The 14,434-nt window shown below is 75.3% G+C and carries 7 protein-coding genes; 5 read left to right on the top strand and 2 right to left on the bottom strand.

From position 1 onward, the window contains the following. Nucleotides 1-3: 3 nt before the first annotated feature. Nucleotides 4-708 carry a TVP38/TMEM64 family protein gene (locus ACZ3ZD_RS30175; RefSeq protein ID WP_467404075.1) on the bottom strand — a complete coding sequence of 235 codons (705 nt, stop codon included), beginning with the start codon at nt 706-708 and terminating at the stop codon, nt 4-6. 305 nt (nt 709-1,013) lie between these two features. Here ACZ3ZD_RS30175 and tuf point away from each other — a divergent pair, with 305 nt between their 5' ends. Further along, nucleotides 1,014-2,183, top strand: a complete 1,170-nt coding sequence (gene tuf / locus ACZ3ZD_RS30170) for an elongation factor Tu (RefSeq protein WP_467404072.1) — start codon at nt 1,014-1,016, stop codon at nt 2,181-2,183. A 97-nt stretch (nt 2,184-2,280) separates the two neighbouring features. Further along, nucleotides 2,281-3,126, top strand: coding sequence for a spermidine synthase (locus ACZ3ZD_RS30165; protein WP_467404070.1), 846 nt, complete (start codon nt 2,281-2,283; stop codon nt 3,124-3,126). Between the two features lie 27 nt (nt 3,127-3,153). On the opposite strand, the gene ACZ3ZD_RS30160 is transcribed toward ACZ3ZD_RS30165, so the two are convergent. After that, on the bottom strand, nt 3,154-4,209 hold the full coding sequence (locus tag ACZ3ZD_RS30160; protein ID WP_467404067.1) for a DUF8017 domain-containing protein: 1,056 nt from the start codon (nt 4,207-4,209) through the stop codon (nt 3,154-3,156). Nucleotides 4,210-4,285: 76 nt separating this feature from the next. Between ACZ3ZD_RS30160 and ACZ3ZD_RS30155 the strand changes: the two genes are divergently transcribed. The 3 genes from ACZ3ZD_RS30155 (at nt 4,286) to ACZ3ZD_RS30145 (ending at nt 14,434) form a co-directional block, all read left to right on the top strand. Continuing rightward, nucleotides 4,286-4,732 (top strand): DUF4442 domain-containing protein, encoded by a 447-nt coding sequence (locus tag ACZ3ZD_RS30155; protein WP_467404279.1) that lies wholly within the window; start codon nt 4,286-4,288, stop codon nt 4,730-4,732. Between the two features lie 392 nt (nt 4,733-5,124). Further along, on the top strand, nt 5,125-7,023 hold the full coding sequence (locus tag ACZ3ZD_RS30150; protein ID WP_467404064.1) for an RICIN domain-containing protein: 1,899 nt from the start codon (nt 5,125-5,127) through the stop codon (nt 7,021-7,023). Nucleotides 7,024-7,456: 433 nt separating this feature from the next. After that, on the top strand, nt 7,457-14,434 hold the full coding sequence (locus ACZ3ZD_RS30145) for an SDR family oxidoreductase (RefSeq protein ID WP_467404062.1): 6,978 nt from the start codon (nt 7,457-7,459) through the stop codon (nt 14,432-14,434).

The raw sequence follows: 14,434 nt of genomic DNA, 5'->3' as shown, positions 1-14,434 counted from the left end.
CGGTCACCGGCCGCGCAGCTGGTGGCGCTTGCGCCAGGCCACCACCGTGCCCGCCAGCGCCGGTACGGCGATGCAGGCCATCGCGGCCAGGAAGGCGGGGGAGGTCGGCGCCGAGGCGCGGGCGCCGGCGACCGCGTAGGCGGCCGTGTTGGGGACCGAGCCGAGCCCCGTCGCCAGCAGGAACGGCAGCCAGCCCATGCGGGAGACGGCCGCGCAGTAGTTCGCCGCCCAGAACGGCACGCCCGGGAAGAGCCGCAGGGCCAGCATGGACCGGAAACCGTGCCGGCTGAGCTGCCCGTCGGCCGCCTTCAGCCAGCGGCCCCGCAGCAGCGGGCGCAGCGCGTCCTGCCCGAGCATCCGGCCCAGTGCGAACGCGACCCCGGCACCGAGCACCGTGCCCGCGAGCGCCGTCGCCAGACCCAGCTGGGAGCCGAACAGGGCGCCCGCGGCCAGGTTCAGCAGGGGGCGCGGCACGAACGCCACCGTGCACAGCCCGTACGCCGCCCCGAACACGAGGGCCGCCGCGGCCCCGCCGAGCCCGGGTGGCAGGCCGTGCGTCAGCAGCCGTTGCGGCTCGAACAGCAGCACGCAGACCGCGGCGCCGGCGAGCAGCACGAGCAGCAGTGTCAGGCGGGCGTAGGGGGACAGCAGGGTGGCGGCGGCCCGGGGAGAGGCCGCGGCGGTGCCAGAGCGGTTGGCATCGAGCATCCGGCGACCCTAACCGACGATCGGGTGTGAGCGCCGTGAGCCCGAACTCACCCGCCCCGAAAACCAGTCGACGCCGGACGGGCCGTCGGCGATGATCGACCCCATGTTCCGGTACGCCTTCCTCCTCGCAGCATCCGCCGTCGCGGATGCGCCGAAGGCTGCCGTCCCCCTCCTCGTGGCCGCTGTCGACGGCGCCCGAAGCTGACCCTCTCCGGATTGCTCCGGCGGACCCCGCAGGGGGAGGGTCGGCCGGTCCCCGGGGTCCCGCGTCCTTCATCACCCTGAAGAGGCTTCGAGGTACAGCCATGTCCAAAACGGCCTACGTGCGCACCAAGCCGCACCTGAACATCGGCACCATGGGTCACGTCGACCACGGCAAGACGACCCTGACCGCCGCCATCACCAAGGTCCTCGCCGAGCGCGGCACCGGCACCTTCGTGCCGTTCGACCGGATCGACCGGGCCCCGGAGGAGGCCGCCCGCGGTATCACCATCAACATCGCCCACGTCGAGTACGAGACCGACACCCGGCACTACGCCCACGTCGACATGCCCGGTCACGCCGACTACGTCAAGAACATGGTCACGGGTGCGGCCCAACTCGACGGGGCCGTCCTCGTCGTCTCCGCGCTCGACGGGATCATGCCGCAGACAGCCGAACACGTGCTGCTCGCCCGGCAGGTGGGCGTCGACCACATCGTGGTCGCGCTGAACAAGGCGGACGCCGGGGACGAGGAGCTGACCGACCTGGTCGAGCTGGAGGTCCGCGACCTGCTCACCGCCCAGGGTTATCCGGGTGACGCCGTACCCGTCGTACGGGTCTCCGGGCTGAGGGCCCTGGAGGGCGATCCGCGCTGGACGGCGTCCGTGGAGGCGCTGCTCGACGCGGTGGACACGTACGTGCCGATGCCGGAGCGGTACCTCGACGCGCCGTTCCTGCTGCCCGTCGAGAACGTGCTCACCATCACCGGGCGGGGGACCGTCGTGACCGGTGCCGTCGAGAGAGGGGTGGTCCGGGTCGGCGACCGGGTCGACGTGCTCGGCGCGGACGTCCAGAGCGTGGTGACCGGCCTGGAGACCTTCGGCAAGCCGATGGAGGAGGCGCAGGCCGGGGACAACGTGGCGCTGCTGCTGCGGGGCGTGCCCCGGGACGCCGTGCGGCGCGGGCACGTGGTCGCGGCGCCGGGGAGCGTGGTGCCGAGCCGCCGCTTCACCGCGCGGGTGTACGTCCTCTCCGGGCGCGAGGGGGGCCGTACCACGCCGGTCTCCACCGGTTACCGGCCGCAGTTCTACATCCGGACGGCGGACGTCGTCGGGGAGGTCGACCTCGGCGAGGCGGCGGTCGCCCGGCCCGGTCAGACGGTGGAGATGACCGTCGAGCTGGGGCGGGAGGTGCCGTTGGAGCCGGGGCTCGGGTTCGCCGTGCGCGAGGGCGGGCGCACGGTGGGAGCGGGAACGGTGATCACGGTGGAGTGAGGCGGGGACGCGTGGGGAGCCGCGGGGCCGGCCCGGCCCGGCCCCGCGGCTCCCCGTGCCGTCTCCCCGCCGTCTCCGCGCACGTCACAATGAACGGGTGACCGAGCAGATACCCGTTTCCCGCACCACCGACCACGGCACCGCCAAGCTGATGCCCGATGTGGACCGGGAGCGGGCCTGGCTGCTCACCGTCGACGGGGCGCCGCAGTCGTACGTCGATCTCGACGACCCGGAGTACCTGGAGTTCGAGTACGCGCGGCGGCTGGGCTTCGTCCTGGACGCCGTCGCCACGCGGGGTGCGCCGCTGGACGTGGTGCACCTCGGCGGGGGCGCGCTGACGCTGCCCCGCTATGTGGCCGCCACCCGGCCCGGGTCCCGGCAGGACGTGGTGGAGGCCGACCGGGGGCTGCTGGAACTGGTCGCCGAGTGGCTGCCGCTGCCGGCGGGCTCGGGCGTCGTCCTGCACGCGGGCGACGCCCGGGCCTGGCTGGAGAAGGCGCCGGACGACCACGCCGACGTGCTGGTCGCCGACGTGTTCGGCGGGTCGCGGGTGCCGGCCCATCTGACCACGCTGCCCTACGTCCGCCAGGCCGAGCGGGTGCTGCGGCCCGGCGGGGTCTACGTCGCGAACCTCGCGGACGCGGCGCCGTTCGGCTTCCTCCGCTCCCAACTGGCCAACCTGGCCGCCGTGTTCGAGGAGACGGCGCTGATCGCCGAGCCGGCGGTGCTGCGCGGGCGGCGGTTCGGCAACGCGGTGGTCGTGGCCTCGCACCGGCCGCTGGACGTCGCCGCGGTGGCCCGCCGGGCCGCTGCCGACGCCTTCCCTGCGCGCGTCGAACACGGGCCGGCGGTAGGGGAGTTCATCGGCTCGGCCCGGCCGGTCGAGGACACGGACGCGGTGCCCTCGCCCGAACCTCCCGCCGGGGCGTTCGGCATCGGCTGACCCCTCCGGGCCGGCCCCGGGACGCGGTCAGTCCACGGTCGGGTCGCCGTGCAGCCGTACCGTGGCGAGGATCTTGTCGATGGTCGCGTCGGACAGTTCGTCCTTGACCCCCTTGGCGCCGTAGAGCGTCCAGGAGACGAAGTCGCCCGTGGAGTTCTTGAAGGCGAAGGTGACGGCCTTGCCGTCGGTGTCGCACTTCTTCTTCTTCGGCACGCCGGTGACGTACGACGTCGCGACGCTGCCCTTGACGCCCGATGCCGTCGTGAAGGGCTTGGCCTTGCCGATCCGCAGGTACTTCTTGGCGGCGTCCGACTGGTCGGTGTACCCGCCGAACGCGAAGGTGGCCGAGTCGCCGCGGGCGATGCTCGGGGTGTCCTTGGCGCCGTTCTCGCCCTTGGTGCCGCTGCCCGCGAGCGCGTGCGACTCCTTGTAGCCGCCGGCGTCGGAGGTGCAGTAGTCCGGCTGCAGGAACGTGGCGCCGGAGAAGCCGATGTACGCCGAGCCGTCGCCCTTCTTCTCGTCCTCGAAGAAGGAGAAGGTGCCGGGCCGCTCCACCTCCCAGTCGGCCGGCACGTCGAACGCCGTGCCGTACTTGGGGTTGACCACGACCTTCCAGCCGGGGACGGTCGGCTTCTCCGCCTCGCCGGAGCGCGGGTTGTCGGTCGCGGTCGAGGTGGGCGAGTCGGGCGCGGAACCGGTCGGCGACGGGCTCGTGCTCTGTCCGCCCTTGCCGTTGTCCGCCTCGTCGTGCTTGCCGCCGCCCAGCACCAGGTAGCCGGTCACGGCGGCGGTCACCACGACGGCCGTGGCCGCGATGATCGCGATCAGCTTGGTACGGCCGCCGCCGCCCTGCGGGGGCCCGGGCATGGGCGCCGTCGGGGGCTGCCCCCACTGCTGCTGCCCGTACGGACCGGGTTGCGCCTGCTGCCCGTACGCGCCGGCCTGCGGGTACTGCTGGTACCCGGGCTGCTGGTACGGGTTCGGCTGCTGGTAGCCCGGCTGCTGATACGGGTTCTGCGGACTGTTCTGCTGGTTGTGCTGCGGGTTCTGCGCGCCCCCTGGCGGCTGCTGATCTGGCCACATGGCCTGTAACCCTAGTCCCCTCACTGGCCAGCCTTCGCTACTCGTGAGTAACATGTCGGGTATGAGCGCAGACCAGATGTCGATCGGCGAGATGCTCGCCGCCACCGTGCCCATGGCCCGGACGCTGAACCTCCGGTTCCTGGAGACCACTCCCGACAAGGCCGTGGTGTCCCTGCCGGACCAGGGCGAGTACCACAACCACGTGGGCGGCCCGCACGCCGGTGCGATGTTCACCCTCGGGGAGTCGGCCAGCGGCGCCATCGTGCTGGCCGCCTTCGGGGACCAGCTCTCGCGCGCCGTACCGCTCGCCGTGCGGGCCGAGATCGCCTACCGGAAGCTGGCGATGGGGGACGTCACCGCCACCGCCACGCTCGGCCGCCCGGCCGCCGAGGTCGTCGCCGAACTGGACGCGGGGCAGCGCCCCGAGTTCCCCGTGTCGATCGAGATCCGGCGCGCGGACGGCGCCGTCACGGGCGAGATGAGCGTCCTGTGGACGCTCCGGCCGACCGACCAGGGGAAGTGAGCCGAGGGACCACGGTCGTCGTTCCTCCTGTCCGGTGTGGGGCGGTCCTTCGGGGCCGCCCCACACCGCTTTCACACCGCGTTCACGCCACCCCACCGGGCCGCCGGAAGGCGGCATCCGGCTTTTGCGGGGCGGCAGTTGACCACCTTCCGGCTTCCCCCGAAGGGGATACCGGCGGTAACCATTGGGTAATTCCCCGACTTTGCCGCCGAGGGCATTCCCACTTCTTGTTTCCTGTGAGCAGCGTGTGCCAAGGTGAGCCACCCCCACGCGAAGGGCAAAGGCAGACGTCGACGTCGAGGCCGGCCCTTCAGGTATGCACCAATCAGGCACTGCTTTCCGACGGGATCTCATTGCGCACGCGGTCCTGCGGCTGGAAAGGAAATGGTTCCGTGCAGTCCCCATACCCCCCACGTCCGCCCCACCCCCCGCTGCCCGGCCCGACCGGGGAGCCCGACCGCGCTCTCGTCGCCCGGCTGAGCGGCCCGGACGACGGCCGCCACCACGCCGTCGCGCTGCTGCTCGCCCGGCACTGGCGGGCCACCCGCGACTACGCCGTGGTCTGCCTCGCCGCCGCCGGGCCCACCGCCCAACTCGTGGCCACCGCGGCCTTCCACCACATGCTCGGCCGCATGCCGAGCGGAGTGACCGGCGGCGCCCTGCGCCCCCATCTGCTCGTCGCCGTCCGGGACGTCGTCCGGGCCTGGGCCGCGGACGACGTCGCCTGCATCGCCCTGCCGGAATTGCGCAAAACCACCGGAGGGCGCGGCCTGCGCGCCACGAAGCCCGGGCCGCCGGAAAGCAGACTGCTCGCCGCCCGCGCATTCCGGGCCCTTCCCGGCGCCGCGCAATGCCTTCTCTGGCACACCGAGGTCGAGGCCGAACCCATAAACATACCGGCCGTTCTGCTGGGCATGGACCCGGCCGACGCCACGACGGCCCTCGAACAAGCGCGTGAGCAATTCCGCGCCGGTTGCGTACGCGCCCACCGCGAACTCGCGCCCACCCAGGAATGCCGCTTCTACAACCGGCTCATCGACGTGCCCATCCGCCGGGGCGGCACCCTGCTGCCGGACGTGCGCCGCCATCTGACGGACTGCGGCCACTGCCGGTACGCCGCCGAGCAACTCGCCCACTTCGACGGTGCCCTGCCGCTGCTGCTCGCCGAGACCGTGCTCGGCTGGGGCGCCCGCCGCTACCTCGACTCCCGGCCCGGCCGGGGCGCCCCCGACGAGTGGCCGACTCCGTCCCCGCCGCCGCAGACGCCGCCGAGCGCACCGCCGGTCTCCGGCGGCCGGCACCGCACCGGACCGGAGCACCGCCACCGCAAGGCCGTCGCGCTCGGCGTCGGACTCACCTCCCTGGCCCTGCTCGCCACCGTCCTCGTGATCCGCGACCGCTCCCATGACAACGGTGTCCCCGACCCCGCCGCCACCTGGGGCGCCCCCGCCGCCGGCACCCCGCGGTCGAGCGGCGGCGGCGCCCGTCCCGCGCCCTCACCGGCCACCGCCTCCGTCGGCGGGCCCGTCGTCTCGGCCCACGGCACCCTGCGCGCGCTGGCCTCCGGGCGCTGCCTGGAGGTGCGTGGCCGGCGCGTCGAGGCGGGCGCCGGTGTCCGCCTCGCGCTGTGCACGGACGCCCCCGCGCAGCAGTGGTCGTACCAGGACGACGGCCTGCTGCACAGCGCCGCCGACCCCACCCTGTGCCTCGCCGCCGACCCCGGTACGAAGAGCGTCGCGCTGGCCCGCTGTGTCGTGGCCGCCGGGGAGGTGTCGTACGACTTCACGGTCCGCGGTGAGATCCTGCTGCGCTGGCACCAGGGGCTGGCCCTCGCGACCGGATCCGGCCGTTCCGGCACCCGGGTCGAAGTGGCGGAACGCGACGGCTCGGCCCGGCAGCGCTGGGAGCTGGAGCCGGCGGCGGCCGGCGGACGGCCGCGCACCGACGCGGCACCGGACGCGCTCACCGAGGAGGGCCGGCCCGGCGCCGGGCGGCCGGAGCCGTCGGCGGGCGGGACCGGGCGCGAGCCGGAGGGCCACGGCACCTCGCGCGGGACGCCGGGGACCTCGGGGGAGCGGGGCGGGACGCGGGTCGTGCAGATCCGGGCCACGCGGGCGGAGCCACCCGCGGCCGGAGCCGGGTCCGGAGCCGGGGCCGTACGGGAGGCGAAGGGCCTCGTGGCCCCGGTCGTCGGCACGCTGACCGAGCCGGTCGCCGGCGACGGCGGTGCTCTGGCGGGGTCCGGTGACGGCGGTGCCGTGGTGGGGGCCGTGCGGGCGGTGCTCGGCTGACCTGCGGACGAGGGTGAGGGGCACGGGGGCGTCGCGCTCGTACGGCGCCCCGTGCCCCTTGTCCGTTTCCCGTCGGCCCGGTTCGAGCCACCGGGCCGACGTGATCCGGAATTTACAGAAGGCGGCCGTCTGACCGCTCGCGCGGCGCGGGATGACCGCGCGGTGGGGAAGCCGGACGGTTTGCCGGGCTTGTGCCGGTGCCGCGTGCACGGCCGGGCGGTTCCGCGCCCGCGCCCGTGAAGGGAATCGCGGGTTTTACCGCCGCTTGCGGGGAATTCGGCGCGCTGGCCGGATCGGCGCCCCCGGGCGCGCAATGGACGCACCGTTATTGACCCGCGAGTAAGGACCTCGCTAGTTTCCGTTGCCCTCGCACCAGAGTGTCTCGCCGCGCGTACCCCCCACGTGCCGTCCCCGCCGATCGTGCCGGAGCATCATGACCTCCCCTGTGCGTGCCCATGACCTGATCCTGTGCCTCACCCCGTTCGGGGAGCCGGACGCCGCTCTCGCCGCCGCCGCGACCGCGGCCGGCGCGCTCGGCGTCCTGGACCTGGGCACCGGAGACCGAAGATCCCGCGAGCAGCTGTCCCGGCTCAGACAGGCCGCATCCGGCCCGTTCGGCGTACGGGTGACCGGACGCTGTGCCCTCGGCCCCACCGACCTCGGCGGCGCCGTCGACACCGTGGTCCTGACCCCGGACGCGCCCTGGCAGACAGCCGAACTCGCGCCGTCCAGCCGGGTGTTGGCGGAGGTGACCGACCTCGGCCAGGCCCGTACGGCCGCCCGTGCGGGCGCCCGGGGACTGATCGCCCGGGGCTGCGAGAGCGGCGGCCGGGTCGGTGAGCTGAGCACCTTCGTCCTCCTCCAACAGCTGCTCGCGGACGAGGAGTTGACCGGCCTGCCCGTCTGGGCCTGCGGAGGCGTCGGCCCGCGCACGGCCGCGGCCGCCGTGGCCGGCGGCGCGGCCGGCGTCGTCCTCGACAGTCAACTGGCCCTGCTCGCCGAGTCCGGGCTGCCCGAGGAGACCCGGGCGGTACTGCGGTCCCTGGACGGCTCGGAGACCGTCCTGCTCGGCGGACACCGGGTACTGCGGCGCCGCGGCCCCGGCGCACCCCAGCCGCCCGCCGACGACCCCGCGGCGGTCGCCGCCCTGCTGGGCGCCCGCGAGCCACGCGGCCGGCTGCTCCCGGTGGGCCAGGACGGCTGCCTCGCCGCCCGGTTCGCCGAGCGGTGGCGCGACGTACGCGGAGTCGTGCGGGGGCTGACGGCGGCGATCCACGGGGCCGTAGGGTCCGGGGCGCCACCGGCGGGTACGGCCCTGCGGCCCGGGTCGGCCATGAGCCGGGCGCTCGGCACCCGGCTGCCCGTCGCGCAGGGGCCCATGACACGGGTCAGCGACCAGGCCGGATTCGCCGCCGCCGTGGCCGCGGCCGGGGCGCTGCCGTTCCTCGCGCTGGCCCTGGCCGACGGCGCCCGGACCCGGGCGCTGCTCACCGAGGCGCGGGCCGCGCTCGACGGCCGGCCCTGGGGCGTGGGCGTGCTCGGCTTCGCGCCCGAGGAGATCCGCGCCGCCCAGCTGGACGCCGTACGGGAGCTGCGGCCCACGCACGCGATCATCGCGGGCGGCCGGCCCGCCCAGGCCGAGGCGCTGGAGCGGGCCGGGATCAGCACCTTCCTGCACGTGCCCTCGCCGGGGCTGCTGCGCCAGTTCCTCGACGCGGGCGCGCGCAGGTTCGTGTTCGAGGGCTCCGAATGCGGCGGACACGTCGGCCCCCGGGCCTCCTTTCCGCTCTGGGAGGCCCAACTCGCCGTCATCGAGGACTTCTTGGACGGGACCGGCGACGAGTCGGCGCGGCGGATCGAGCTGTTCTTCGCCGGCGGTGTCCACGACGAGCGGTCCGCGGCCATGGTCGCCACGCTGGCCGCCCCGCTCACCGCCCGGGGCGCCGCCGTCGGCGTCCTCATGGGCACCGCCTACCTGTTCACCGAGGAGGCCGTCACCCACGGGGCCGTCCGACCGCTGTTCCAGCACCAGGTCCTCGCCGCCACCGGGACCGCCCTGCTGGAGACCGCGCCCGGGCACGCCACCCGATGCGTGCCCAGCCCGTTCACCCGCGACTACCGCGACCGGGAGGCCGCGTTACGGGCCGAAGGCCTGCCCGACCGGGAGGTGTGGGAGCGGCTGGAGCGACTCAACGTCGGACGGCTGCGCCTCGCCAGCAAGGGCCTGACCCGCGCCGACGGGGGCGAGTTGCGGGACGTCGACGAGGAACGGCAACTGAACGACGGGCTGTTCATGGCGGGCCAGGTCGCCGTCCTGCGCTCGGCACCCACCACCGTGGCGGCCCTCCACCACGCGGTGACGGACGGCGCGGCCGACTTCCTGACCGCACGGACCGTACACGACAGCGGGGACACCCAAGCGACCCCGGCCGCACAGGCCGCGCAGGCCGCGCAGGCCGCGCAGGTCCGATCCGCACACTCCGGCCCCCGCGCCGCCCCCGGCCCCAACGCCACCCCCGAACCCCCGCCGCCCCCGCCGCTCGACATCGCGATCGTCGGCATGGCGTGCATGTTCCCGCAGGCCCCCGACCTCGCCGCCTTCTGGGCGAACATCGTCACCGGACGCGACGCCGTCACCGAGGTCCCGCCCGACCGCTGGGACCCCGCCGTGCACCACGACGCCGGCCACACGGCATCCCGATGGGGCGGCTTCCTGCCGCCCGTCCCCTTCGACCCGCTGCGCTACGGCATCCCGCCCGCCTCCCTCGGCAGCATCGAACCCGTCCAGCTGCTGGCCCTGGAGGCGGCGAGCAGAGCACTGGACGACGCCGGATACGGCGGCCAGGGGCGGGAGTTCGACCGCTCCCGCACCTCCGTCGTCTTCGGCGCCGAAGCCGGCAGCGACCTGTCCAACGCCGTCACCCTGCGCGCCGTCCTCCCGTCCTACTACGGCACGGTCCCCGACGCCCTGGACGAGCAGCTGCCCCGGCTCACCGAGGACTCCTTCCCGGGCATGCTCGCCAACGTCATCTCCGGCCGGATCGCCAACCGCCTCGACCTCGGCGGCGCCAACTACACCGTCGACGCCGCCTGCGCCTCCTCGCTCGCCGCACTGGACGTCGCCTGCAAGGAACTCGTCTGCGGCACCAGCGACCTCGTGCTGTGCGGCGGCGCCGACCTGCACAACGGCATCAACGACTACGTCCTGTTCTCCTCCGTCCACGCGCTCTCCCCGACCGGCCGGTCCCGCGCCTTCGACGCCTCCGCCGACGGCATCGCCCTCGGCGAGGGCGTGGCCTGTGTGGTCCTCAAGCGGCTCGCGGACGCCGAACGTGACGGCGACCGGATCTACGGCGTGGTCAAGGGCCTCGGCTCCGCCAGCGACGGCCGCTCCCTCGGCCTGACCGCCCCCCGCCCCGAAGGCCAGCGGGCCGCGCTCCAGCGGGCGTACCGCAACGCCGGTGTGCCGCCCGCCGCGGTCGGTCTGGTGGAGGCGCACGGCACCGGGACCGTCGTCGGCGACCGCACCGAACTCGCCGTACTCAGCGAGGTGTTCGCCGAGGCCGGGGCCACGAACGGCGCCTGCGCGCTCGGCTCGGTCAAGTCGCAGATCGGGCACACCAAGTGCGCCGCCGGACTCGCCGGACTCATCAAGGCCACCCTGGCGCTGTACACCGGTGTCAAGCCGCCCACCCTGCACCTGGAACGGCCCAACCCGGCCTGGGAGGAGGACGCCGGCCCGTTCGTCTTCCACACCCGCGCCCAGCCCTGGCCGGCACCGGCCGCCGAACGGCTCGCCGGAGTCAGCGCGTTCGGCTTCGGCGGCACCAACTTCCACGCCGTACTGGCCGCGTACCCGGACGCGCCACCGCCCCGGCAGGCCCTGGACGCCTGGCCCGCCGAACTGTTCCTCCTGCGCGGCCGGGACCTCGCGGCGGCCCGCCGCGGCGCCGAGGACCTCCTCCGGGCCGCCGAGTCCGACGGCGGACCCTGGCGGCTGCGCGACCTCGCCCTCGCCGCGGCCCACCGCGCCGACACCTCCCACGAACCCGTCCAGGCCGCGTTCGTGGCCCGCGACACCGGAGAACTGGTCGCGCACCTGCGGCGCGTGCTCTCCGGTGAACCGGACCCGGGCGCGGGCACACACCTGGCGGACCCGGTCGCCGGACAGATCGCCTTCCTCTTCCCCGGCCAGGGCAGCCAGCGCACCGGCATGCTCGCCGAACTGCTGGTCACCCTGCCCGAACTGCGGCACTACCTGCACCTCGGCCGCGCCCACGCCGACCGGCTCTTCCCGCCGGCCGCCTTCGACGACACCACCCGCGACCGCCACCGGGCCGCGCTCACCGACACCCGGACGGCCCAGCCCGCCCTCGGGATCACCGGCCTCGCGGCCCACGCCTTCCTCACCTCGGCCGGCGTCCACCCGGACCTCGCCGCCGGGCACAGCTACGGCGAACTGGCCGCCCTCGCCGCGGCCGGCGCCCTGGACCCGGACACCCTGCTGGAGCTGAGCGCCGAGCGGGCCGCGGCGATCCTCGCGGCGGCCGGCGACGAGCCCGGCACCATGGCCGCCGTGGGCGCCCCCGCCGACACCGTCACAGGCGCCCTCCGTGAGGCCGGGGCACCCGAGTCGGTCGTCGTCGCGAACGTCAACGCGCCCGACCAGACCGTGATCTCCGGACCCACGGCGGATGTCGACGCCGCCGTACGGGCGTTGCGCGCCACCGGGCTCGGCGCCCGCCGCATCCCCGTGGCCTGCGCCTTCCACAGCCCGCTGGTGGCCGCCGCGGGGGAGCGGTTCGCCGAGGTCCTCGCGGACAAACCGGTCCGTGCCCCCGAGTTCCCCGTCTGGGCCAACCGCACCGCCACGCCGTACCCGCCGGACCCCGACGCCGTCCGCGCCGGACTCGCCGCCCAGATCGGCGCCCCGGTGGCCTTCGCCGCGCAGATCGAGGCGATGTACCAGGCAGGGGCGCGGATCTTCGTCGAGGCGGGCCCGGGTACGGTCCTCACCCGGCTCGTCGGCCGGATCCTCGGCGACCGCCCGCACCGCACGGTCGCCTGCGAACCCCGGGCGGACAGCGGCCTGGCCGGCTGGCTCGACGCCCTCGCCCAGCTCGCCGTCTCCGGCCAACCGGTGCGCACCGCCTGGCTCCTGCGGGGCCGTGACGCCGTCGACGCGCTGCGCACCCCGGCGCCGAAGCGGCCCGGCTGGACGGTCGACGGACACCTCGTCCGTACGGCCGACGGAGCCCTCCTGCCCGGTGCGCTCGCGCCGGCCCGACGCGTCATGGAGACGACTGTGACGACCGACCAGCCGAACGGCGCCCCCGCCGACCGGGACGCGCTGATCTCCGAATTCCTGCGCACCAGCCGGGAGATGATCGCCGCGCAGCGCGATGTGCTGCTGACCTACTTCGGCGCCACGGCACCGGGGCCCGTCGTGCCGGGGGCGCCCGGGCGGGTTCGGGGGCCGGAGTCGGTGCCGGAGCCGCTGGAGACGGCGCCGGTGGCCGTTTCGCAACCGTCGGAGACCGGGCCCGTGTCGGTGTCGGCACCGGTGGAGGCCGTGCGCCAACCACCCGTCCCGGCACCGCCGACCGGTGCTCCCGAGCCCGTCTCGCCGGACGACGTCGAACGGGTCGTACGGGAGATCATCAGCGAACGCACCGGCTACCCCGTCGACATGATCGAACCCGACCTCGACCTGGAAGCCGACCTCAGCATCGACTCGATCAAGCGTGCCGAGATCGCCGGCGAACTCGCCCGGCGCCTCGGCATCGCGGGTGGCGCGGAACTGCTGGACGACGCCGAACTGGAGGAACTGGCCAGGGCGCGCACCGCGGCGGCCGTCACGGCGTGGCTGACCGCACGGACGGGAACACCCACCGGAGACGGTCACGTGGTCGCCCCCGAGACGGAGTCGGAGCCGGCCGCCGGTGTCGCCCCCCAGCGCTGCGAGCTGCGGCCGGTCCCGCTGCCCGACCCGGGCCCCGCCGCCGACCTGACCGGCAAGCGGTTCGTCCTCCTCGGCGGCACCGCGGCCGCGGCGGCCGCGGTCGCCACGCGGCTCGCCGAGTCCGGCGCCGACACCCTGCTCCGCGACGGCGACCACCTCCTCGGCGCGGCCGACGGCCCGCTCCACGGCGTGCTGTACCTGGGCGCGCTGCCCGGCCCGGACCACCCGGTACTGCCGGACGCCTTCCCGGTGCTCCGGGCGGCGCTGGCGTGCGCGCCGCGCGTACTGCTGGCCGTGCGCGCCGCCGACGGCGCCGGGGCGCTGCGGTCGGCGGGGCTGGACGGCCTCATCCGCAGCGTGGGCCGGGAGTACCCGGACCTGCTGGCACGCGTGCTGGCGGTGGGCGACACCGGCCCGGCGGCCGTCGCCGACGCGGTGCTCGCCGAGCTGCGCGCCCCGGACCCGGCCCCCGTCGTGCTGCACACCGCCCCCGGACAGCGCCGGGGCCTCGACCTGGTGCCCGCGCCGCTCGGCCTCCTCGGCAGCACCGGCGCCGGACCCGCCGGGGACGGCGCCGCCGAGGCCGCCGCGCTCGGGCTCGACCGGGACTCCGTGGTCCTGCTGGCCGGCGGGGCCCGGGGCATCACGGCACGGTTCGCGGCCACCCTGGCCGCCGCCTGCCGGTGCCGGATCGAGCTGCTCGGCCGTACGCCCGCACCCACCGCACCGGAGGCCCCGCACACCGCCGCCGCCCGCACCCCCGTGGAGCTGCGGGCCGCGCTCGCCGCCGGCCCCGGCGCCCCGAGACCCGACGAGATCAACCGGGCCACCGAACTGATCCTCGCCCAGCGGGAGATCACCACCACGCTCGCCGAACTCACCGCCCTCGGCAGCCCCGCCCGCTACCGCTCGGTGGACTTCCGCGAACGGGACGCCGTCCTCCAGGCCGTCAAGGAGATCCACGCCGAGCACGGCCGGCTCGACGGTGCCGTCTTCGCCGCCGGGGTGATCGAGGACCGGCTGATCGCCGAGAAGACTCCCGAGTCCTTCCAGCGGGTCTACGGCACGAAGACGGCCGGGGCCGGCGCGCTTTTCGCCGCGCTGGACGAGCTGCCAGCCGCACCGGCGTTCACCGTGCTGTTCGGCAGCGTCGCCGCCGTCCTGGGCAACCGGGGCCAGGCCGACTACGCCGCAGCGAACGACGCCCTCCAGACCCTCGGCGCCGACTGGGCCGCCCGCACCGGCCGACGGGCACTGACCGTCCACTGGGGGCCCTGGGCACCGGCAGACGGCCACCCCGGCATGGTCGGCGTCGAACTCGGCCGCGCCTACGCCCGGCGCGGGGTCGCGCTGATCGACCCGGACGAGGGCACCGCCGCCCTGCTCCGCGAACTCGCCTGGGGCGACCCGGCGGCCCGCGCCGTCGTCTACACCGCGTCGGGCTGGTGA

The sequence above is a fragment of the Streptomyces sp. NPDC023481 genome, from assembly GCF_055560195.1.
Note: the sequence above shows the minus strand (reverse complement) of the source record. Positions and strands in the feature narration are given on the sequence as shown.